The organism is Olsenella profusa, assembly GCF_016900315.1.
Lineage (GTDB): Bacteria > Actinomycetota > Coriobacteriia > Coriobacteriales > Atopobiaceae > Thermophilibacter > Thermophilibacter profusus_A.
This window is the reverse complement of sequence record NZ_JACSNQ010000024.1, coordinates 1-20089: the sequence shown is the minus strand read 5'-3', so window position 1 is coordinate 20089 and position 20089 is coordinate 1. Positions and strand designations below refer to the sequence as shown.

At 67.3% G+C, this 20089-nt stretch carries 16 protein-coding genes and 1 pseudogene; 3 read left to right on the top strand and 14 right to left on the bottom strand.

Annotated elements, in window-relative coordinates:
- The first annotated feature begins 121 nt into the window (after positions 1 to 121).
- Both H9X80_RS08460 and H9X80_RS08455 read left to right on the top strand, forming a co-directional pair.
- Positions 122 to 2089 carry a BMP family ABC transporter substrate-binding protein gene (locus tag H9X80_RS08460; RefSeq protein ID WP_204793905.1) on the top strand — a complete coding sequence of 656 codons (1968 nt, stop codon included), beginning with the start codon at positions 122 to 124 and terminating at the stop codon, positions 2087 to 2089.
- 100 nt (positions 2090 to 2189) lie between these two features.
- The gene (locus H9X80_RS08455; protein WP_204793904.1) at positions 2190 to 2831 is read left to right on the top strand and encodes a metallophosphoesterase family protein; all 642 of its coding nucleotides are present in this window, start codon (positions 2190 to 2192) and stop codon (positions 2829 to 2831) included.
- A 328-nt stretch (positions 2832 to 3159) separates the two neighbouring features.
- On the opposite strand, the gene H9X80_RS08450 is transcribed toward H9X80_RS08455, so the two are convergent.
- The 9 genes and pseudogenes from H9X80_RS08450 to H9X80_RS08420 form a co-directional block, all read right to left on the bottom strand.
- Positions 3160 to 4401 (bottom strand): galactokinase, encoded by a 1242-nt coding sequence (locus H9X80_RS08450; protein WP_204793903.1) that lies wholly within the window; start codon positions 4399 to 4401, stop codon positions 3160 to 3162.
- Positions 4402 to 4413: 12 nt separating this feature from the next.
- Positions 4414 to 6030 carry a UDP-glucose--hexose-1-phosphate uridylyltransferase gene (locus H9X80_RS08445; protein ID WP_204793902.1) on the bottom strand — a complete coding sequence of 539 codons (1617 nt, stop codon included), beginning with the start codon at positions 6028 to 6030 and terminating at the stop codon, positions 4414 to 4416.
- A 63-nt stretch (positions 6031 to 6093) separates the two neighbouring features.
- Positions 6094 to 6288, bottom strand: a complete 195-nt coding sequence (locus H9X80_RS09400) for a GH36 C-terminal domain-containing protein (RefSeq protein WP_342590902.1) — start codon at positions 6286 to 6288, stop codon at positions 6094 to 6096.
- A gap of 154 nt (positions 6289 to 6442) precedes the next feature.
- Positions 6443 to 8221, bottom strand: a pseudogene (locus H9X80_RS08440) (alpha-galactosidase); the annotation flags it as partial.
- Between the two features lie 215 nt (positions 8222 to 8436).
- Positions 8437 to 9300 (bottom strand): carbohydrate ABC transporter permease, encoded by an 864-nt coding sequence (locus H9X80_RS08435; protein ID WP_204793901.1) that lies wholly within the window; start codon positions 9298 to 9300, stop codon positions 8437 to 8439.
- On the bottom strand, positions 9300 to 10169 hold the full coding sequence (locus H9X80_RS08430; protein ID WP_204793900.1) for a carbohydrate ABC transporter permease: 870 nt from the start codon (positions 10167 to 10169) through the stop codon (positions 9300 to 9302). The genes H9X80_RS08435 and H9X80_RS08430 overlap by 1 nt, the downstream gene beginning before the upstream one ends.
- A 12-nt stretch (positions 10170 to 10181) precedes the next feature.
- Positions 10182 to 10934 (bottom strand): ABC transporter substrate-binding protein, encoded by a 753-nt coding sequence (locus H9X80_RS09295; RefSeq protein WP_342590901.1) that lies wholly within the window; start codon positions 10932 to 10934, stop codon positions 10182 to 10184.
- Positions 10915 to 11469 carry an ABC transporter substrate-binding protein gene (locus H9X80_RS09290; protein ID WP_275100718.1) on the bottom strand — a complete coding sequence of 185 codons (555 nt, stop codon included), beginning with the start codon at positions 11467 to 11469 and terminating at the stop codon, positions 10915 to 10917. Before H9X80_RS09290 ends, H9X80_RS09295 begins: the two co-directional genes overlap by 20 nt.
- Before the next feature lie 19 nt (positions 11470 to 11488).
- Positions 11489 to 12604: an ABC transporter ATP-binding protein gene (locus H9X80_RS08420; RefSeq protein WP_204793899.1), complete on the bottom strand. Its 1116-nt coding sequence runs from the start codon at positions 12602 to 12604 to the stop codon at positions 11489 to 11491.
- A gap of 453 nt (positions 12605 to 13057) precedes the next feature.
- Between H9X80_RS08420 and H9X80_RS08415 the strand changes: the two genes are divergently transcribed.
- On the top strand, positions 13058 to 13909 hold the full coding sequence (locus H9X80_RS08415; RefSeq protein WP_204793898.1) for an AraC family transcriptional regulator: 852 nt from the start codon (positions 13058 to 13060) through the stop codon (positions 13907 to 13909).
- Positions 13910 to 13972: 63 nt separating this feature from the next.
- Here H9X80_RS08415 and H9X80_RS08410 read toward each other — a convergent pair whose 3' ends face one another.
- The 5 genes from H9X80_RS08410 to H9X80_RS08390 all read right to left on the bottom strand — a co-directional run.
- Positions 13973 to 14731, bottom strand: coding sequence for a transposase (locus H9X80_RS08410; RefSeq protein WP_204793897.1), 759 nt, complete (start codon positions 14729 to 14731; stop codon positions 13973 to 13975).
- Positions 14732 to 14852: 121 nt separating this feature from the next.
- Positions 14853 to 17024: an NAD-dependent DNA ligase LigA gene (gene ligA, locus H9X80_RS08405; protein WP_204793896.1), complete on the bottom strand. Its 2172-nt coding sequence runs from the start codon at positions 17022 to 17024 to the stop codon at positions 14853 to 14855.
- Between the two features lie 303 nt (positions 17025 to 17327).
- Positions 17328 to 17621 carry a hypothetical protein gene (locus H9X80_RS08400; RefSeq protein WP_204793895.1) on the bottom strand — a complete coding sequence of 98 codons (294 nt, stop codon included), beginning with the start codon at positions 17619 to 17621 and terminating at the stop codon, positions 17328 to 17330.
- Positions 17622 to 17629: 8 nt separating this feature from the next.
- Positions 17630 to 18682, bottom strand: a complete 1053-nt coding sequence (locus H9X80_RS08395; protein WP_204793894.1) for an InlB B-repeat-containing protein — start codon at positions 18680 to 18682, stop codon at positions 17630 to 17632.
- A gap of 612 nt (positions 18683 to 19294) precedes the next feature.
- Positions 19295 to 20089, bottom strand: a 795-nt coding sequence (locus H9X80_RS08390; protein WP_204793893.1) for a PD-(D/E)XK nuclease family protein, incomplete at its 5' end; no start/stop codon positions are given.

Sequence of the window (20089 nt, the reverse complement as noted above, 5' to 3'; positions counted from 1 at the left end):
CCCCCTGGGCGCCGCGCGGGGCGCCCCCCGCTCCCCCGCGCCAAACCGCTACCATTGACGTGGGGGGCGCCCCGCGCGGCGCCCAGGGGGACACGGCACGCCCGCGGCAGATTGGAGCTCCATGCTCGAAGACTACGCCAAGGCACGAAAGCTCGGCCTCAAGCAGGTCGAGCGCGACGTCTCGGACGGACGCTACCCCTATCCCCCCGCCCTGGACGACATCCTCAAGAACCAGGGCTACCAGGGCGAGGTGCCCATCGGCCTCACGGAGATCGACCTCTCGCTCATCGCCGGGACCAAGACCCGCGGGCGGCAGAACATGTTCTCCAGCTCGTTCATGCCGATCGCGGAGGCGGGCTCGGAGTTCGCCGCCAAGTGGAGCGACCTCATCGACTCCCAGCGCGCCGAGGGCCTCCGCGACCCGATCGTGGTCTACGAGTACCTGCAGCGCTTCTACGTGCAGGAGGGTAACAAGCGCGTCTCGGTCTCGCGCTACGTGGGCTCGCCGACCATCCTGGCCAACATCACGCGCGTGGTGCCGATGCCCTCGGACGAGAAGGGCCTGCGCATCTACCACGAGTTCACGCGCTTCTACCACGTCTGCCCCATCTACGGCATCATCTCGGGCGAGGAGGGCTTCTACGCGCGCCTGGCCGCTCTCGTGGGCCAGGACCTCGAGCATCCCTGGCCGGAGGACGTGGTGCGCGACCTGCGCTCCACCTTCGACGCCTTCTCCGCGGCCTTCCGCGCCCACGGCGGCGACGCGCTCGACCTGCAGGTGGGCGACGCGCTGGCCACCTACGTCTCCATCTTCGGCTTCAACCACGTGCGCGACCTCGCGCCCTCCGCCGTGGCCGAGGAGGTGGACCGCATCTGGGGCGAGTTCGTGGTCACCCAGGGCGAGGGGGCCCGCGCCTACCTGGAGGACCCGAGCCTCGGCCACACGGCCCCGCTGCCCAAGCTCAAGAGCCTCGCCAAGACCGCGGTGCCGGTGCTTGCCAAGCCGTTCCGCGTGGCCTTCATCTACGACCGCAACCCGCTCTCGTCCGGCTGGATCGCCCTGCACGAGCGCGGGCGCAAGAAGCTGGAGGAGCGCCTGGGGTCTTCGGTCGTGACCCATGCCTTCACGGACCGCAGCTCCGACGCGGCCTTCGACCAGGCCGTCGACGAGGCCGTGGCAGATGGCGTCGACCTCGTGATCACGTGCTCCGCCACGCAGATGCGCCAGGCCCTGCGCGCGGCGGCCAAGCACCCCGGCCCCGCCTACCTCAACTGCTCCGTGAGCCTCTCGCACAGCGCCGTGCGCGGCTTCTACGGCCGCATGTACGAGGCCAAGTTCCTGCTCGGCGCGCTGGCGGCGAGCCTCGCGCCCCACCACCAGGTGGGGTACGTGGCCAACTCGCCGGTCTTCTCGACGGTGGCCGAGATCAACGCCTTCGCCATCGGCGCCCAGATGGTTGACCCCTACGCCACGGTTCACCTCAAGTGGTTCTCGGCCAAGGACTACGACTGGCGGCGGGAGCTGCGCGAGGAGGGCGTGACCATCGTCTCCGGGCGCGACTACGCAAACCCGCTCGCCCCGCGCGAGTCCTGGGGGCTCTACCGCGTGGAGGAAAGCGGCGCCGAGACCCACCTGGCCGAGCCGGTCTGGAAGTGGGGCCGCTACTACGAGCTGCTCGTCCGCTCCATCAGGAACGACACCTGGCGCAAGGAGGGCGAGAAGATCCAGGGGCAGTCGCTTAACTACTGGTGGGGCATGTCGGCCGGCGTACTGGACGTGGCGCTCACCGGCGAGCTGCCGCGCGGACAGCGCAAGCTCGTGGAGGTGCTGCGGCAGTCGGTGCTCTCCGGGCGCACCCACCCGTTCACCGGCGAGCTCGTGGCGCAGGGCGGCGACCAGGTGCAGGGCCCAGACGCCGGGCGCCTCACGAGCGAGCAGATCGTGCGCATGCGCTGGCTCAACGAGAACGTGGTCGGGCGCCTGCCCGAGCAGCGCGAGCTCTCCCGCGACGGCCTCGTGGAGGTGGAGGTGGCCGGCGTCATCCCCGTGGACCCGGCGAGGCTGCTGCTCAAGGACACGAGCCGATGACGCGCCCGGCGAGAAGAACCTGGGGCCGCGGGCGCGCCACGACACGCGCGGGCCGCGCCCGCCGACACGCCGCCGCGCGCGGCACGGAAGGGCGGCGAGCATGAGGATCCTCTGCATCTCCGACGTCGAGGAGCGCTGGCTCTACGACCACTGGGACCGCGAGCGGATGGCAGGCGTCGACCTCATCATCTCCTGCGGCGACCTGCCGGCCACCTACCTCGAGCACGTGGTGACGCTCGCCAACGTCCCGCTTGCCTACGTCTGGGGCAACCACGACACCGCCTACGAGACCCACCCGCCCGAGGGCTGCGTCAGCATCGACGGCCACCTGCGGGACTTCCGCAGCCTGCGCATCATGGGCCTCGGCGGGTCGATCCGCTACAACGAGCAGGTCCACGGCTACACCGAGGCCGAGATGCGGCGGCGCTGCGCCCGGATGGCGCTGCTCGCCCAGGCGACGGGCGGCGTGGACGTCGTGGTGACGCACGCCCCGGCCCGCGGCTACGGCGACCTCGACGACCTGCCCCACCGCGGCTTCGAGGCGCTCGGCGCGCTCGTGGAGCGCGTGCGGCCGCGCTACCTCGTGCACGGCCACGTCCACACGAGCTACGGCCGCATCGAGCGCGTCTGCGAGCACCCCTGCGGCACCACGATCATTAACGCTTGCGGCTCCTTCGAGCTGGAGATCCCCGACGAGACCATCGAGCGCCGCGGCGGCCTCTTCCGCGTGGACGCGCTGTAGCGGGACGCGGGTGGGCGGGGCCTTTCGGGCCGCAGGTTCTTCTCGCCGGGCGGGGGCTTGCTGCGCGGGGGCTGGCCGCATGGGGGCTACCCGCGCCCAAATCCGGGGGGTTGTGCGTTTACGATGCGAAATTCCGGGGGTCTGTGCGTCAAGCCACGCACAACAGGGCTGATTCTGGCGCGGAAAACGCACACTCCCCCGGATTCCCGCGCAGGTAGTCCCCGCGCAGCTGACCGCTCGGCCCACCGCCCCACGCATCGCCCGGCGAGAAGAACGGGCGGCCCGCAGGCCGCCCGCACAAGAAATCGTCTCCGCAGCCGCAGCCGCCCTACCCCAGGCAGGCCGCGCCGACCTGGCGGATGTTGGTGAGGTAGACGTTCTCACGCCCGAAGTAGCCGGCCATGTAGTCCACGTAGCCGGCCGTCTCGGCCTTGGGCAGGGCGCACATGATGACGCCCGCGAAGCCGCCGCCGTGCAGGCGACAGACGCCCGCACCAATGCGCCGCAGGTAGATCTGGGTGAGGGCGAGTGCCATCGGGATGGGCTGCTCCTGGGGCATGCCGGGGACGTAGGCGTTCTGCAGCCACTCCCAGGAGGAGTTGCCCGAGGCCGTGATGGCAGCCAGCACCGCGTCCTTGTCGCCGGCGGCAAGCGCGCGCTCGACCTGCTCCACGCGGCCGCACTCCTCGAAGTAGTGCAGGGCGCGCAGGACCGCGCGGTCGCCGCATGCCTTGCGGAGCTCGCCGAGGCGCCTGAGCACCGCGTCCTCGGTGGTCTGGCAGAGGTTCTCCACGCCGAGCTCGGCCGCCACCGCGTGCATCTCGTTGGGGACGGAGGAGTACTCCTCGGAGAGGTCGGCGTGGCCCTTGCCCGTGTTGACGATCACGAGGCTGTAGCCGAGCTCGTCGAAGCCAAAGTCCACCTTCTCGTACTTCACACCGTCGGAGAAGTCCAGAAGGATCGTGCCGCCCACCGCGCAGGCCATCTGGTCCATGAGGCCCGACGCCTTGTTCCACCAGACGTTCTCCGCGTACTGGCCGATGCGCGCATAGTCGGCGCGGTCGATGGCGTCGTCGTTGTAGAGGTGGTTCAGGACCTCGCAGACGAGCATCTCGAAGGAGGCCGACGAGCTCACGCCCGCCGACGGGATGACCTCGGAGGACGCCACCGCGTTGAAGCCGCCGACCTGGTAGCCGCGCTTGAGCGCCGCCTCGCACATGCCGGCCACGAGCGCGCGGGAGCCGCCCTCGTGCGGGATCTGGTCAAGCGCCTTGGTGTCCACGACGATCGGGTCCGGGTAGCCCTCGCTCACGATGGTGATGACGCCGTCGTCGGTGGGCGCCGCCGCGCCGATGCTGTCCATCGTGATGCTTGCGGCGAGAATCTTGCCGCCGTTGTGGTCGGTGTGGTTGCCGATGATCTCCGTGCGGCCCGGCGCCGTGAAGAACTGCACCTCGCCGGCGCCGAAGAGCTCCTCGTAGCGGGCCGCCAGCGCCGAGAGCCGCTCAGCCGCGCGCGGGGCGTCCTCCCCGTAGACCCTGCTCAGAACCTCATCGCTCGGAAACGCCATTGCTGCTCCCTTCTAGCCCACGCTCGAGACGAAGCGCCCGAACGCCGCCCTTCCTTCCTCGTTGTCCGCAAAGACCGCGCAGTGCTCGAGCACCTGCGCAAAGACCTGGCCGATCTCCTCCTCGATGATGCCGTCGAGGGCCGCCGCGTCCTTCTCGCCGAGCGAGCCCACGTTCTGCGGCAGGAACTCCGGGTGCCGGCCGAGCACCTCGGCCGTCCAGGCCGCGTGGCTTGCCACCTCCGGCACCTCCGCCGGGTCCCCGCCGGAAAGGATGACCTCCTTCAGGCGCTCCATCTCGCCGAGCAGACGGGACGGCAGCACCGCGAGGCCCATGACCTCGATGAGGCCGATGTTCTCCTTCTTGATGTGGTGCAGCTCCTGGTGCGGGTGGAAGATGCCGAGCGGGTACTCCTCGGTGGTGCGGTTGTTGCGCAGCACCAGGTCGAGCTCGAAGTCCTCCCCGCGGCGCCGTGCGATCGGCGTGATGGTGTTGTGCGGGGTGCCCTCGGTCTCGGCGAGCACGCCCACGGAGGCGTCCGAGTAGCCGCGCCACGCCGTGAGGACGCGGTCGGCGAGCTCCACGAGGCGCGCGGGGTCGGGCCCGTCCAGGCGGATCACGGACATCGGCCAGTCCACGATGCCGGCGCGCACGTCGTCGAAGCCCGGGAAGGAGAGCTCCTCGCGCAGGCCGGCGCGCGCCATCGCGAACTCGTAGCGGCCGCCCTGGTAGTGCTCGTGCGTGAGGATCGAGCCGCCCACGATGGGCAGGTCGGCGTTGGAGCCGGCCGTGTAGTGCGGGAACTTGGTCACGAACTCGAGGAGCCGTTCGAAGGTCCTGCGGTCGATCCGCATGGGCACGTGGGCCTCGGAGAGCACGATGCAGTGCTCGTTGTAGTAGACGTAGGGGCTGTACTGCAGGTACCAGCGCTCGCCGGCAAGCGACAGCGGGATGAGGCGGATGGTCTCGCGCGCGGGGTGGTCGAGCCGCCCGGCGTAGCCGAGGTTCTCCGGGCAGAGCTGGCAGCGCGGGTAGGGCTCGGCCGCGCCGGACTTCTGCTTCTCCAGCGCCGCGGCGATGGCCTTGGGGTCCTTCTCCGGCTTGGAGAGGTTGATCGTGATGTCGAGGTCTCCGTAGCGGGTGTGGGTGACCCACTTGCGGTCGCGCGCCACGCGGTAGGAGCGGATGTAGTCGGAGTCCAGCGCAAGGCGGTAGAAGTAGTCCGTGGCCGCCTCCGGCGACTCCTCGTAGCGCTCCCAGAACGTGCGGACGACCTCGCTCGGGCGCGGCGTGACGCAGCCCATGAGGCGCGTGTCCAGGAGGTCGCGGCTGGCGATGCCGGGGTCGCACACGCCGCGGGCCACCGCGTCGTCCAGGAGCGTGGCGAGAATGACCTCGAGGTCGGGGTGGTCCTCGGCGGCGCGCGCCGCGGCCACGGCCTCCCGCGGGACGAAGGCGCCCGTAGGCTCGTAGTGCAGGGCGTCAAGCATGAGGTTGGCGGCGTAGGTCACGTCGTCCTCGCCGATGAGGTCGCGGTTGAGCGCGTAGGCCACGAGCTCGGCAATCCCCCGCTCCGTGGCGCCCACGGCTTCGTCGCGGCGCTCCCCCCTACTGTCCTGGCTCTCCACCATCGCACGCTCCTTTCCGGGGCCTCGGGGCCCCACGGGCTCCGTGCGGCGGGACGGCGATTCCCGCTAGCCGTCCACGCGCTCGAAGCTATACATGAAGTTTTCGTAGGGCGAGTTGGGCACCGTGAGCGGAAGGCCCATGTCCATGAGGGCGTCCGCGGAGAACTCGCACCCGTTGCTCGCCATGCGGTAGGTCGCGCCGGGCGTGAGACCGCGCGGGCGCACGTAGTGGGCCACGCCGTAGCCGTCCACCCGCGTCACCACCGCGCACACGAGCGCCTCGGATCCGTCCTCGGAGACGAACTCCCAGGCACAGACGTCGTCGACCTCCGGCACGGAGAGGCGGTAGTAGAGCCCCCTCGCGCACGAGCGGCTCGATCTTGCGGTAGGTGGCCACCTGGCTCTTGATGAGCTCGCAGGCGCAGTCGGGAAGCTCCAGGAGGTCAAGCTCGTAGCCGAAGGCGCCGCCGGCCATCGCCACGGTCCCGCGCGCGCCGAGCGGCACGGTGCGGCCCGTGACCTCGTTGGGGCAGGCGGAGACGTGCGCGCCCATCGCCGAGCACGGGTAGCCGAAGGAGGTGCCGTACTGGATCATCATGCGGTTGCGCGCGTCGGTGTTGTCCGAGGTCCAGATCTGCGGCGTGTAGGCCAGCATGCCCGCGTCGAAGCGCCCGCCGCCGGCTGAGCAGCCCTCGATGAGCAGGTCGGGGTAGCGCGAGCGCAGGCGGCCGAGCAGGTCGTAGAGGCCGAGCATGTAGTCGTAGAGGACCTTGCCCTGGTCGGACGCCACGCGGGAGTGCACGTCCACGATCGAGCGGTTGTAGTCCCACTTCACGTACTCGATTCCGCCCTGGTCGAGCACGGCGCTCAGCTGCTCGAAGAGGTTGTCGCGCACGTCGGCGCGCGAGAGGTCCAGCACCAGCTGGTCGCGACCGAGCACCGGGTCCTTGCCGGGCACGGTGAGCGCCCAGTCGGGGTGGGCGCGGTAGAGGTCGGAGTCCTCGTTGACCATCTCGGGCTCCACCCAGATGCCGAAGCCCAATCCGCACTCGTTCACGCGGCGCGCGAGGTCGGCCACCGTGCCGCCGAGCTTGGCCATGTTGGGCTTCCAGTCGCCGAGGCCGCGGTGGTCGTCGTTGCGCACGCCGAACCAGCCGTCGTCCATGACGAGCATGTCGAGCCCCAGGTCCGCGGCCTTTCTCGCCAGCTCGACCAGGCGGTCGCCGGTGAAGTCGAAGTAGCAGGCCTCCCAGCTGTTGATGAGCACGGGGCGCGGGGCGTCGCGCCAGGGGCCGCGGCAGACGCGGCGGCGGATCACGCGGTGCAGGTTGTGGGAGATCTTCTCCAGGCCAGCCGAGGAGTAGGTCATGAGGACCTCGGGCGCCACGATCTGCTCGCCGGGCTCCAGCGGGTAGGAGAAGAGGTCGTCCATGAGGCCCATCTGGACGCGCGTCTGCTCGAACTGGTCGCGCTCGGCCTCGGCGAGGAAACTGCCGCTGTAGACGAAGCTCATCGACCAGGCGCGCCCGGCGGTCTCGGTGGCGTCGCGGTCGCAGAGGATCACGAACGGGTTGTACTGGTTGGAGGACATGCCGCGACGGCTGCCCACCGACATCGCGCCGTTCTCGACGTGCCGGCGAGAAGGACGGCGCTCCATCGCGTGGCGCCCGTCGAAGGTGAGGAGGTCAAAGTCCCCGTTGACGAGGTCGAGGCAGGCGCTCTGGAGCTTCTCGACGGTGACGCGGCCCTTCCCGGCGTTTCTCACCACGGCGGCGCGCGTGATCACGTCGAAGCTCGGCAGCACGCCGTAGAGCAGCTCGACCTCAAGGCCGAGCCGGGCGTCGGCAAGCGTCACCGAGAGGGTCTCGGCCTCGTCGTCCTGCTCGGCGTAGGCGCTCGGCAGGCCGGGGAGCTCGTACTTGCCGGGGCGGACCTCGTGCCGGACGTAGCGCAGGTCGCAGCCAAAGGTACCGTCGTCGCCGCGGACGATGAGCACCGGGCTCCTCATGTCACCGCCGCCCTGGAAGGGGAACTCCTGCGGCGCCACGTCAAGCGAGAAGGTGCGGTCGGCGTCCCCGTAGGGCTGGCCGCACATGCCGCTGCGGTCGCAGTAGGTGACGAGGTAGCTGAGGTCTCCCGAGGTCCTCGTGCCGTAGTAGAGGTGCAGGAGGTGGCCGTGGCGGTCGACCTGCATCTGGTAGGTGGTCGCCCGGGTGCTGAGGGTGAACAGGCGGCTGGGGGCGTCATAGGACAGTGACATGAGCTCCTCGGTTTCTATTGACTTGGTCTTACGACACGACGAGACAGGCGTCCCTACCTCAGAAGACTTTACTGCATTGGGGGACGCCCGGAACCCGTCAGACGGCGGATTCCGGGCGCAGGGGGACACCTTTCCTGAAGCGCCGTGCCCTACTTCACGGCACCGTTGGTGACGCCGCCGATGATCTGCTTCTGCGCCACGATGTAGAAGATGATCATCGGGAGCATGGCGAGCAGGTAGGAGGCAAACGCCAGGTTGTAGTTGGTGGAGAAGGCCGTCTGGAAGTTCATCTGCGCCAGGGGCAGCGTGTTGACGCCCGTGCCGCCCATGATGACGAGCGGGGTCATGACGTCGTTCCACACGGCCAGGCCGGTGATGACGGCGACGGTCGCGTGCATGGGCTTCATGAGCGGGAAGATGACCTTCCAGTAGGTGGTCCAGGTGGAGGCACCGTCAACGCGGGCGGCCTCCTCGAGGGCGGTGGGGATGTTACGCAGGTAGCCGGTGTAGAGCATCATGTTCATCGGCATGTAGAACACCACGCAGAGGATCATGACGCCGACCATGTTGTCGAGGTGCATGACGGCGGTCTGCTTGACGAGCGGCATCATCAGGATCGCGAAGGGCACGTACATGCCGGCGATGATGAAGTAGTAGGACGCCTTGAAGAGCTTCTTGCTGTCCATGTTGCGCCCGATGGCGTAGGCGGCGAGGCTGTGGACCAGGATGGAGACGACCACGGCCACCACGGTGATGATGAGCGAGTTCATGAACGAGTGGAAGAAGTCCGTGACCTGGATGGCCTGGATGAAGTTGTCGAGGCTCCAGGTGCTCGGCAGGCTCAGGATGCCCGCGATGTCGTTGGTCATCTCGGAGGGGTCCTTGAAGGCGATGACCACGGCCATGTAGAGCGGGAAGAGGATCGTGAGGGTGCCGATCATGAGCAGGATGGTGATGAGCCAGTTGACCCGCTCCCTAACCTTCTTGGGGGCGCTTGTGCTTGTGCTAGTCATTAGAGCTGCTCCTCCTTACTGTTCAGGAAGCGCGTCTGGACGATGGAGACCACCGCGATGAGGATGAAGAAGAGCACCGCGTTGGCGCACTGGAAGCCAAACTGGCCACCCGAGAGGCCGTTGTTGTAGATGAGGTAGGAGATGGACTCGGTGGACTGCGCCGGGCCGCCGGAGGTCATCGAGACGATCTGGTCGAAGACCATCAGCATGTCCTTCATCACGAGCACCATGTTGGTGGTGATGGACGGCATGATGAGCGGGAACGTCAGGTAGCGGAACTTGTCCCAGCCGGTGGCGCCGTCAAGCGCGCCGGCCTCGTAGACGTCCTCGGGAACCGACGAGAGGCCCGTGATGTAGATGATCGTGGTCTGGGCGCAGCTCTGCCACACGAGCACGACCACGATGGCCACCCATGCCCAGTCCGAGCTTGCGAGGATCGACTCGGTGCCGGTGGCGGCGGGCACGATGTAGGTGAAGAAGTAGCTGAACACGTAGCCCACGACGAGGCCGCCGAGGATGCGCGGCACGAAGTACAGGCCGCGCAGGCCGCTCTTGAACTTGATCTTGCTGGACAGGCCGATGGCCAGCACGAGCGAGATCACGTTGACGAGCACCGTGGAGACCACGGCCACCTTGAACGTGAAGAGGTACGAGTTGCCCACGCGCGCGTCCTGGAACAGGTCGATGTAGTTCTGCAGGCCCACGATCTCAAAGGCGCCGTAGCCCTTGGAGTCGGTGAAGCTGTAGAAGAAGCCCGTGAGCAGCGGGAACGTGTTGAACGCCATGAACACGATCAGAACCGGAATCAGGATGAGAAGGAAGGTGCGGTTCCTGTCCGACCCGTTCTTGGCCTTAGCGAGACTTGCCATGTGCTTCCCTCCTTATCCCTGGTTCGATTCGTATTCCTGGACCTTGCGGATGACCGAGCGGTTATAGCGCTGCCAGTCCTCGTCCCACTTGGTGAGGAAGGCGTCCACGTCGCCGGAGATCAGCATCGTCTGGATCTGGGCGTCGCAGGCCATCGAGCTCTGGTAGGAGTGGTCGAGGTAGTCGAGGACGCGACCCTCGTCGAGGAACGGCTGGATGTCGTCGAAGAGCGGGTCAAGCGTGAAGTCGCCCTCGAGGCACGGGATGGCGCGCTGGTCGTCGATGTAGGTCTGGACGTTCTCGGCCTGGGACAGAAACGCGATGACCTCGTAGACGGCGTCCTTGTGCTGGCAGGTCTCGGCCACGCACCACTGCAGGTCCACGCCGGAGACCACGATGCGGTCGTCGGGGTTGTCCGCCGAGGGCATGGCGAACATGCCGATGTTCATGTCCGGGTTCACCGTCAGAATCTGCGGGACGGCAAAGCTGCCGCACGGGTACATCGCGCTCTGGCCGCGCGCGAAGGCGGTGCAGGCGTCGTTGTAGGCGTAGGCAAACGGGCTCGGCTCCGCGTAGTCGAGCAGCTGGAGCATGCGCTCGGCCGGCTCGCGATAGTAGTCGGCGAACTTCGCCTTGCCGGAGTTGACCTGGCGTGAGAGGTCGGAGGGGACCATGTTAATCGTGATGGAGTTCCACGGCGAGAGGATCGTCCAGGTGTCGAGGTAGCCCAGGTAGATCGGGTAGATGTCAGGCTCCTCGGACTTGATCTGCTCGAAGAGCTCGATCAGGCCGTCCCAGGTGTCCGGGATCTGCCAGCCGTGGCTCGGCGAACATGTCCTTGTTGTAGAGCATGCCGGCGGCGTTGGCCACGTACGGCACGCCGTAGATGCCGTCCATCGGCACGTAGGTGACGCTCTTCAGGATGTCCTTGTAGGAGTCCTTGACCTCGTTCTCGGTCGGGCAGTCGGAGACGTCGGCAAGGATGTTCGAGTCGACGAAGCTCGCGTAGTCGCCGTCGCCGCCGATGCCGATGACGTCGGGGTAGTCCTCGCGGACGAAGCGCGTCTTCATGATGGTGACGGCGTCGGCCGGGCTCGTGATGTTGAGGTAGATGTCATCGTGGGTGGAGTTGAACTCCTCCATGAGCTGCTCGAAGGTTGAGACGGCCTCCTGCTTGTAGGAGACGATCTCCACCTCCACCTTGCCGTCGGCGCGCTCGCTCGTGCAGCCGGCAAGCACGAGGCCGGCCGCCGCGGCGCCCGCGGCGCTCAGGAAGGAGCGACGTGTCAGGGTTCTTCTCATCTGCTATGCCCCTCCTTCCCTAGTGGGCGATGGCGAGCTCGGACTGCTTGTCAAAGAGGTGGATCTTGTCCACGTCAACGGAGCAGCGGATCTTGTCGCCGGTGCGCACGGAGCTGGCTGCGGAGAGGTGCGCGGAGATCTGGCCGCCCTCGACGTCGGCGTAAATCATGGCCTCGGAGCCCAGCAGCTCGTAGACCGTGACCTCGGCCGGGAAGGACTCGGAGAGGGTGCGGCCCTCGGCGTACTCGTGCTCCTCCACGACGTCCTCCGGGCGGATGCCCATGACGACGGCCTTGCCCACGTAGCCGCCCTTCTTGAGGGCGTCGGCCTTGGGGCCGGTGAGGGTGATCTTGTTGGAGCCGAAGGTGAGCTCGACGCCCGCGCCCTTCTCGGCGACGGAGACGTCGATGAAGTTCATCTGCGGCGAGCCGATAAAGCCGGCCACGAAAAGGTTGCAGGGCTCGTTGTAGAGCTTGGTGGGGGTGTCCACCTGCTGCATGACGCCGTCCTTCATGACGACGATGCGGGCGCCGAGCGTCATGGCCTCGGTCTGGTCGTGCGTGACGTAGATGATCGTGGCGCCGAGGCGGTCGTGGAGCTTGGAGATCTCCGCGCGCATCTGGACACGGAGCTTGGCGTCGAGGTTGGAGAGCGGCTCGTCCATCAGGTAGACCTTGGGGTTGCGGACGATGGCGCGGCCCATGGCGACGCGCTGGCGCTGGCCGCCGGAAAGCGCGGACGGCTTGCGGTCGAGCAGCTTCTCGAGGTCGAGGATGCGGGCTGCCTCGTGGACGGCCTTGTCGATCTGGTCAGAGGGGACCTTGCGGAGCTTGAGGGGGAAGGCCATGTTCTCGTAGACCGACATGTGCGGGTAGAGGGCGTAGGTCTGGAAGACCATCGCGATGTCGCGGTCCTTGGGCTCGACGTCGTTGACCACGCGGCCGTCGATCTTGAGGGTGCCGGAGGTGATGTCCTCCAGGCCCGCGATCATGCGGAGCGTGGTGGACTTGCCGCAGCCGGACGGGCCGACGAAGATGATGAACTCCTTGTCGGCGATCTCCAGGTTAAAGTCCTTCACCCCCTCAAAGCCGTTGGGGTACTTCTTTCCGATGTGCTCCAGTGAGAGACTCGCCATTGCGCTCCCTTTCTCCCTGCCCGTGCGGCGCGCGCTCTCCGCGCAGGTCCCACATAACGTTGGGGCTTATTCTAGGTTTGACAAAATTGCGACATATTGTTTGCTTTGCTGCATGAGTTATACCTTTATGCGTTCTCTTGCTGGTAGATTGCGTGTTTTTTACAAAATACGCGCGTGAGGGCAATCGATGAACGGATACGAAACGTGGGTAAACGGTTGTAAGGGAACTTTTATCTCTGCAGCTAGTTGTGTTTGTCTTGCCTGCCTGGGCGGATTGGCGGCAAAAAGTCCCTTTACGGCGCTATATACCTTTTTGCGCTGTATTGTTCATTTTTGGTACATATCTTTTGCGTCGTGTTTGTGCATAATGTGTCATAGGTCTTTGAAGGGGGCGAGGCCTGAGGCACCGCCCTGGATGCGCGCGGGACGTCGCGGCCCGCAAAGGGGGATGCCGTGCCTGCCCACGAGCTTGAGTTCTCAACGTTTCCGAGCGGCCACTACGTTGACCTGATGCCCTTCCAGTACGGGCGCAAGGCCTGCGAGCCCGGCCACGCCTTCGGGCCGGCGCGGCGCAGCCACTACCTCTTCCACTACGTCATCTCCGGCAGCGGGACGCTGCTGGCCACCAACGAAAACGGCGTCGAGACCAGCTACCAGCTCTCCGGCGGCGAGGGGTTTCTCATCTTCCCGGGCCAGGTGAACACCTACGTGGCAGACCTCGCCGACCCGTGGGAGTACATCTGGGTGGAGTTCGACGGCATCCGGGTGAAGGAGGACCTCGAACTCGCGGGGCTCTCCATGTCCTCTCCCATCTACCGGGCGCACTCCACCGAGCTCTGCGTCCGGATGGTCGACGAGATGCGCTACCTCGTGGCCAACCGGGACGCCTCGCCCCTCCACCTCATCGGCCACACCTACCTCTTCCTGGACTACCTCCTGCGCTCCGTGGAGCACATCCAGAGCTCGCCGTCCAGCAAGCTGCAGGACTTCTACATCCGCGAGGCGCTCGACTTTGTGACGAAGAACTTCGACCAGGACATCACCGTGGAGGACATGGCGCGCCAGGTGGGCCTCAACCGCAGCTACTTCGGGAAGGTCTTCAAGGCGGCAATGGGCAAGTCCCCGCAGCAGTATCTCATCGGCTACCGCATGACCAAGGCGGCCGAGCTGCTCAAGCTCACCACGCTGCCCATCGGCGAGGTGGCGCGCACGGTGGGCTACCCCAACCAGCTGCACTTCTCGCGTGCGTTCAAGGGCGCCTACGGCGTCTCCCCGCGCGACTGGCGGCGCGAGCACGCCCGCTAGTGAGACAGGGGTGAGACAGGGGGACGGAGGAAGTGTCTCCGCTCCGTCCCCCTGTCTCTTCGGTCACCGCACCCGCGACACGACCGCCCGCGACACCCCCGTCAGACGCTCTATCTGTCTCAGAGACAGGCTTGTCGCCCGCAACGTTCTTATCGCCTCGTTACGGCGGGGACGCGGAAGTGAGGCGACTTCCTCGGGTCGAATCTTGCCAAGAGCCTGGACCGCGATCTTCCGGGCCGCCTCGTCGCTCCTTGGCCGACCAGTGGCCCCGACGTCCATGCATCCGCCAGAATAATCAAACTCTTTATGAAATCGCACCAGCTCGTCCGTGGTGCCAAACAGCGAGAGCACAAGGTCGCAGCTTGTCTGACCGCTCTCGTCGCGCGCGCCCATGTAGGCGGGATAGCTGCTCCAGCGATAGTCGCACGTCGGGCTCATGCCTGCCCGCACGGGGTTCTGATGGATGTAGCGCACCACCGTGAGGAGGTAGCGCTCGTCCTCGACTGGCTCGCTCATGAATCGATCCTGAAAGAGGTGGCCGACACGGTCATGCCGCCTGTTGAAGAAGAGGGCGTACGCCGATCCAAGCGCACGCATTACCTCAGAGAGCTCGTCAAGGGCGATTTGCACCAGCAGGTGGACGTGATTGTCCATGAGACACCAGGCGAGAAGAACCCCTTCGCGCGCGACCAGTTCCTCGCGAAGCACCGTCAAGTAGAACCGGCGGTCGACGTCGTCCTCAAAGATGATCTGCCGACCAACTCCGCGCTGCATTACATGGTAGATGCCCGAACTTGCCTCTTTTCTCGCCGTGCGCGCCATGAGACACCTCCGCCCGTTGCCTTGGGTCAAGGTTTCCCAAACTCGGGGATGCGTAGTCATCAGAGTGAGACAGGGGGACGGAGCGGAGACACCTCCTCCGTCCCCCCGTCTCACCCCCGTCTCACGCGGGCGGGTTGCCGGTGGCGAGGATGTCCTCGAGGGCGGCCTCGTCGAGCACGGGCACGCCGAGGCTCTCGGCCTTCGTCAGCTTCGAGCCGGCGGCCGCCCCGGCCACCACGTAGCTCGTCTTCTTGGAGACCGAGCCGGTGACCTTGGCGCCAAGGGCCTGCAGGGCCGCCTTGGCCTCGTCGCGCGTGTGGCGCTCGAGCGTGCCCGTGAGCACGAAGGTGAGGCCGGCAAGCGTCTGCGGCCGCTCCGGCTCGCGGCGCTCCTCCTCCAGGACCACGCCCGCCTCGCGCAGGCGCTCCACCACCGCCACGTTCTTCTCGACGGAAAAGAACTCGCGCACGCTGGCTGCGATCTTGGGCCCCACGCCGTCCACCGCGGCGATGTCCTCCTCGGACGCCGTGGCGAGCGCCTCCATGCTCCCGAAGTGGGCCGCCAGCTGCCGGGCCACCGTGGCGCCCACGTGCCGGATGCCCAGGCCAAAGAGGACGCGCGCCAGGCCGCGGCGCTTGGACTCCACCACCTGCGCCATGATCTTGGCCGCGATCACCGGTCCCACCACGATGTCCTCGCCGTCCACCGTCTGGCGGCCGGTCCAGACCTCCGCGAGGTCCTTCTCGGTGAGTCGGTCGTAGAAGTCGGCGACGTCGGAGAGCAGGCCCTGCTCCACCATGCGGCCCACGATCTCGTCACCGAGGCCGTCGATGTCCATAGCGTTGCGGCTGCCCCAGTGGATGAGGCGCTCCACGGCCTGCGCGGGGCAGTCGATGGAGACGCAGCGGTAGGCCACCTCGCCCTCCTCGCGCACCACGGGGCTGCCGCAGGAGGGGCAGCGCTCCGGCATGTGGAACTCGGGCGCGCCGGCCGGGCGCAGCTCCAGCACGGGGCCCACCACCTCGGGGATTACGTCGCCCGCCTTGTGGACCACGATGGTGTCGCCCACGCGGACGTTCTTGCGCTCGATCTCGTCAACGTTGTGCAGGGTCGCGCGCGCAATCGTGGAGCCGGCCACCGTCACCGGGTCGAACTCGGCCACCGGCGTGAGGACGCCGGTGCGCCCCACCTGCACGCGGATCTCGCGCAGGACGGTGCGCTTCTCCTCCGGCGGGAACTTGAACGCGATGGCCCAGCGCGGCGCGCGCGCCGTGAAGCCGAGCGCCTCCTGGGAGGCGAAGGAGTCCACCTTCACCACCACGCCGTCGATGTCGTAGTCGAGCTCGTCGCGGTGCGCGAGGGCGCGCTCGCAGTAGGCGTGGACCTCGGCGGCGGAGGTACAGCGCGCGAAGTGCGGGTTCACGGAGAAGCCGCAGTCCCTGAGCCAGGCGAGGAAGTCGTGCTGGGTGTGGACGTCGATGGGCGCCTCGTCGGCCACCGCGTAGATGAAGGTCTCCAGGTCGCGGTGGGACGTCACCTTGGGGTCCTTCTGGCGGAGGCTGCCCGCCGCGGCATTGCGTGGGTTGGCGAAGGGCGCGGTCCCGGCGGCGTCGGCGTCCTCGTTCAGGCGCTGGAAGGAGTGGCGCGGCATGTAGACCTCGCCGCGGACCTCCACCGAGCGGCCGAGCCCGCCGTCGGCCAGGCGCGCGAGGCCCGCCGGCGCAAGCGCACGCGGTATATCCGAGATGGTGAGCACGTTTGCCGTGACGTTCTCGCCAGTGGTGCCGTCGCCGCGGGTGGCAGCGCGCACGAACTGGGCGTCGCGGTAGGTGAGCGCCACGCCCAGGCCGTCGATCTTGAGCTCGCAAGTGTAGGCCACGGGCCGCTCCGGCGTGGCGCCGAGGGCCTCGTCGGTTCGGGCGAGCCACTCGTCGAGCTCGTCCAGGTCCATCGCGTCATCCATCGAGTACATGCGCGCAGCGTGGGTCACCGGCTCGAACTGCTCGGAGACGTAGCCGCCCACGCGCTGGGTGTAGGAGTCCGGGCTGACGAGCTCGGGGTGCGCGGCCTCCAGGGCCAGGAGCTCCTGGAGGGTGCGGTCGAACTCGGCGTCTGACATCTCCGGGCGGTCGAGCGCGTAGTAGGCGTAGGCCGCGTGGTTGAGGACGCGGTTGAGCTCGGCGACGCGGGCGCGCGGCGTCCGGGCGGGCGCGGGGACGGCGGCGTCGCTCGGCGCGGGGGCGTCGTCACCGAAGAGCGACGGCTGGACCTGCACGTTCTTATCGTCAGACATGTGGGCTCCTTTTGAGGGCGGGCCTGAGCCGCGCCGGGCTTGTCGGCCCTCAATGGTAGCGCAAACGTCCCGCGCCTCCCGACGTTCGGCATCGGCTGGCCAAGGTAACGTCGCAGGATTTCTAATCGGCACACACAGGCTATCTACCTGCGATTCCTTGCGTTTTTGCAGGTAGGGAGCGTGTTGGGAAATCGAGAGCGTTGCGGTGCGAACCGAATGCGGACACGGCGAGAAGAACCTTGGGACAGAGAAGGGCGCCGCCTTGTAGGAGGCGGCGCCCTCAGAAGGCGTTATCTACGGCAGTCAGCGCACGGGAATGCGGTAGACGTTTGCTACCTGCCCGCCACACTCATCAAACTGGGGCGGGACCTCAATCTGACCAGAGCGACGCAGGCCCTTGACGGCCAGGTCAACCGTGACGGACACGCACCCGCAGCGCTCGGCAAGCTCGCGCTTGGTGGCAACGAGGCCGCCGGAGCTCTCCATGGCCTCAGAGATGAGGTCGAGGATCTTCTCCCGCGTAAAGCGGTGGGGCCCCGGAGTCCCGGCGCCCGCAGGGGCGCCGGGACGAAGGCTGTCCCGTGACTGAGACGCCATCACACACCTTAGGCGCGGCGACGCTTCAGGAAGGCACCGAGGCCGGCCAGGGCAGCGCCGAGGCCGGCGATGCCGGAGACGGCGACGGTGGCGTCACCGGTGTTGGGCACGGCGTCCTCGGCGGCCTGCTCGGTGGCAGGATCGGTCGGGGTCTGGGTGCCCTCGCCCGGGGTCACCTGGTCGGCGTTCTTCTCCCACTTGGCGAAGACCGTCATGTCAGAGGTGATCGGGCTGTCGAAGTTGAAGGCCTGCGTAAGGGCGGTGTCGGTATACCAGCCAACGAAGGTGTAGCCCTCGCAGCTCGGGGTCTTGACATCGTCGGCGTTGATGGACTCGCCCTCGTTGACGGTGACGACCTGGTTCTCGGTGTTGTCGAGGCAGTCGTCGAAGGTCACGTCATAGGTCGTGGCCTCGGGGTCCACGGGCTCCTCGGAGGCGAGGGCGTAGACGTTCAGGCTGTAGCCGATGGCGTTGCTGCTGGGCAGGACGGCGCCGGTGGGAAGCAGGCTCCACTCGGTCCCGGCGTACTCCGGGTGCTCGGCCACGAAGCCGTTGACGAACTCGGTGAACGCGATGGCGTCGGACTCGGTGGAGAGGGTCACGTAGTCGACCGTGACGCCTGCCATGTCGTGGAACTCGACCGTGAAGGTGTTGGTCGCTGCGCCCGCGGGCTCGAAGACGGCCATGAACACGGCGTTGCCGGTCACGACGTAGCTCTCGTCGACCATCTGGTAGATGTCGCTGTCAGCAGCCTTGGTCTGCCAGCCGACGAAGCGAAGGCCCTGGGCCTCCTTGGCGGCGATGGCGTCAGCCACGTCGACGTTGTCGAGGAAGTGGCCGAGGGTGTTGCCGGCCGCGTCGGTATAGCCATCGACACGCTGGCCGTCGATCACGAAGTCAACGACGACGTTCTGCGCCGACTGAGTATCCGCAGAAGTCTCCCCAACGGGAGCATTGCCCTCGGCGAACGCCGAGGCAACCGGCACGACGACCGGGCTCAGCGCCAGCACGACTGTCAAGCCGGCTGTGATAGCCACGTTCCTTTTCTTCTTGAAGCCCATTCCTTGCTTTCCTTTCTCTTTGACTGCGCAGCCAATCCGGGACATCGCTCGATACGACCGACGGCCCGACGTGCGCCCTGCCACATAGCAACCCGCACGTCGAGCCGTCTCTTCTGAGTACCTACTCCTTCTCTTGCTCAAAAAGCAGACTTTTCTGGAAGGGAGTGCTAACGTGGACGAACGTCACGGGAAGTGTTCTGTAACGAGCCCGCCAACTGGCGATTCTCGTTTCAGGACGAAAAAGCGGCCCCTGCGTCCCGACGTAAGGGTCGTCCTGTGCAGCCAGGAAGAAAGGTCTACTTTTTTTGCCAGCTTTCTTCCAGATAGCTCACAGTTCACACCATCTCTGAGCTGGAAATTAACATTTGTTATCTCTGTTGGACACCCTGGAACGGGACGCACATAACCGGTTTTCGCCGTGGCGTCCCATCGCTCACGCACCCGCAAACAACTGGGCGGCAATCGCCGATTCCTCTGACGGCAAGGCGGGGCGTCAGGTCCCGTCCGCCAACCTTTTTCGCGGGGGGGGCGAATGTTATATATGGATGCAAGGTGAAGGGTCGACGTGAGGACGGACACCGCGCCGGGCACAACCGAGGCCGGCGCGGCGTCCTAGGCGTCGAAGGCGTAGCGGGCCACGAGGGGCTCGCCCGGAGCGCTCGCATCGTCTCGCTCCACGCAGACGAAGGCGCACGCCACGTGCTCGAACCCCTCGGCGAGAAGGACGCCCGCGTAGAACTCCGCCTGCATCGCGTGGCGCGCACGGACCTCCTCGGACGTGAGCCCCGCGTCACCGGTCTTGTAGTCCACGACGAGCGCGCGGCGCCCGTCCTCGCTGGTGCAGAGCAGGTCGATCGCGCCCTCGAGGAAGTCCCCGTAGGGAGACGCCGGCCGCGACTGGAAGAACGGCACCTCGGCGCGCACGTGCGGCCAGGCGAGCGCCTCGGCGCGCAGGGACGAGCCCTCCCAGCGCGCGAGCGCCGCCCGCAGGCGCGCCTCCGCGCGGGCGGAGAGGTTCCAGCGACGCGCCTGGGCCGCCACGCGCTCGCCGTCGACGGGACGACCGGACTCGACCATCGCCTGCGCCAGCTCGTGGAAGGCGGAGCCGAGGTTGGTGGCACGATCGGCATCGTCGATTGCGGGGGCGCCTGCGGCCTCGGCATCGCGCTCGGCACGGGTGGGCGTGACGGGCCGGCCGCCGGCCTCGGCGGCGTCCTCGGCGAGAAGGGCGCGCACGCTCGTGTAGCTGAACACGCCCTCGCGGGCGCGCCAGGTGCCCGGCTCGGCGGGGGCATCCGGCTCCACCTCGTAGAGGTCGAAGGGCGCGGGCACGGGAACGTCGGGCGCGGGGGCCTCCGACGCAGGCACGGGGGCCTCCAGGGCCGGTGCGGCAGCGTCAGGTTCAGG

What these genes read in the sequence shown, in the direction of transcription:
- H9X80_RS08445 (WP_204793902.1), bottom strand. Translation starts at nt 6,030, where the DNA reads ATGGTGGAGAGCCAGGACAGTAGGGGGGAGCGCCGCGACGAAGCCGTG.
- H9X80_RS08395 (WP_204793894.1), bottom strand. Translation starts at nt 18,682, where the DNA reads ATGGGCTTCAAGAAGAAAAGGAACGTGGCTATCACAGCCGGCTTGACA.
- H9X80_RS08460 (WP_204793905.1), top strand. Translation starts at nt 122, where the DNA reads ATGCTCGAAGACTACGCCAAGGCACGAAAGCTCGGCCTCAAGCAGGTC.
- H9X80_RS08455 (WP_204793904.1), top strand. Translation starts at nt 2,190, where the DNA reads ATGAGGATCCTCTGCATCTCCGACGTCGAGGAGCGCTGGCTCTACGAC.
- H9X80_RS08430 (WP_204793900.1), bottom strand. Translation starts at nt 10,169, where the DNA reads ATGGCAAGTCTCGCTAAGGCCAAGAACGGGTCGGACAGGAACCGCACC.
- H9X80_RS08400 (WP_204793895.1), bottom strand. Translation starts at nt 17,621, where the DNA reads ATGGCGTCTCAGTCACGGGACAGCCTTCGTCCCGGCGCCCCTGCGGGC.
- ligA (WP_204793896.1), bottom strand. Translation starts at nt 17,024, where the DNA reads ATGTCTGACGATAAGAACGTGCAGGTCCAGCCGTCGCTCTTCGGTGAC.
- H9X80_RS08435 (WP_204793901.1), bottom strand. Translation starts at nt 9,300, where the DNA reads ATGACTAGCACAAGCACAAGCGCCCCCAAGAAGGTTAGGGAGCGGGTC.
- H9X80_RS09290 (WP_275100718.1), bottom strand. Translation starts at nt 11,469, where the DNA reads ATGAGAAGAACCCTGACACGTCGCTCCTTCCTGAGCGCCGCGGGCGCC.
- H9X80_RS08450 (WP_204793903.1), bottom strand. Translation starts at nt 4,401, where the DNA reads ATGGCGTTTCCGAGCGATGAGGTTCTGAGCAGGGTCTACGGGGAGGAC.
- H9X80_RS08420 (WP_204793899.1), bottom strand. Translation starts at nt 12,604, where the DNA reads ATGGCGAGTCTCTCACTGGAGCACATCGGAAAGAAGTACCCCAACGGC.
- H9X80_RS08410 (WP_204793897.1), bottom strand. Translation starts at nt 14,731, where the DNA reads ATGGCGCGCACGGCGAGAAAAGAGGCAAGTTCGGGCATCTACCATGTA.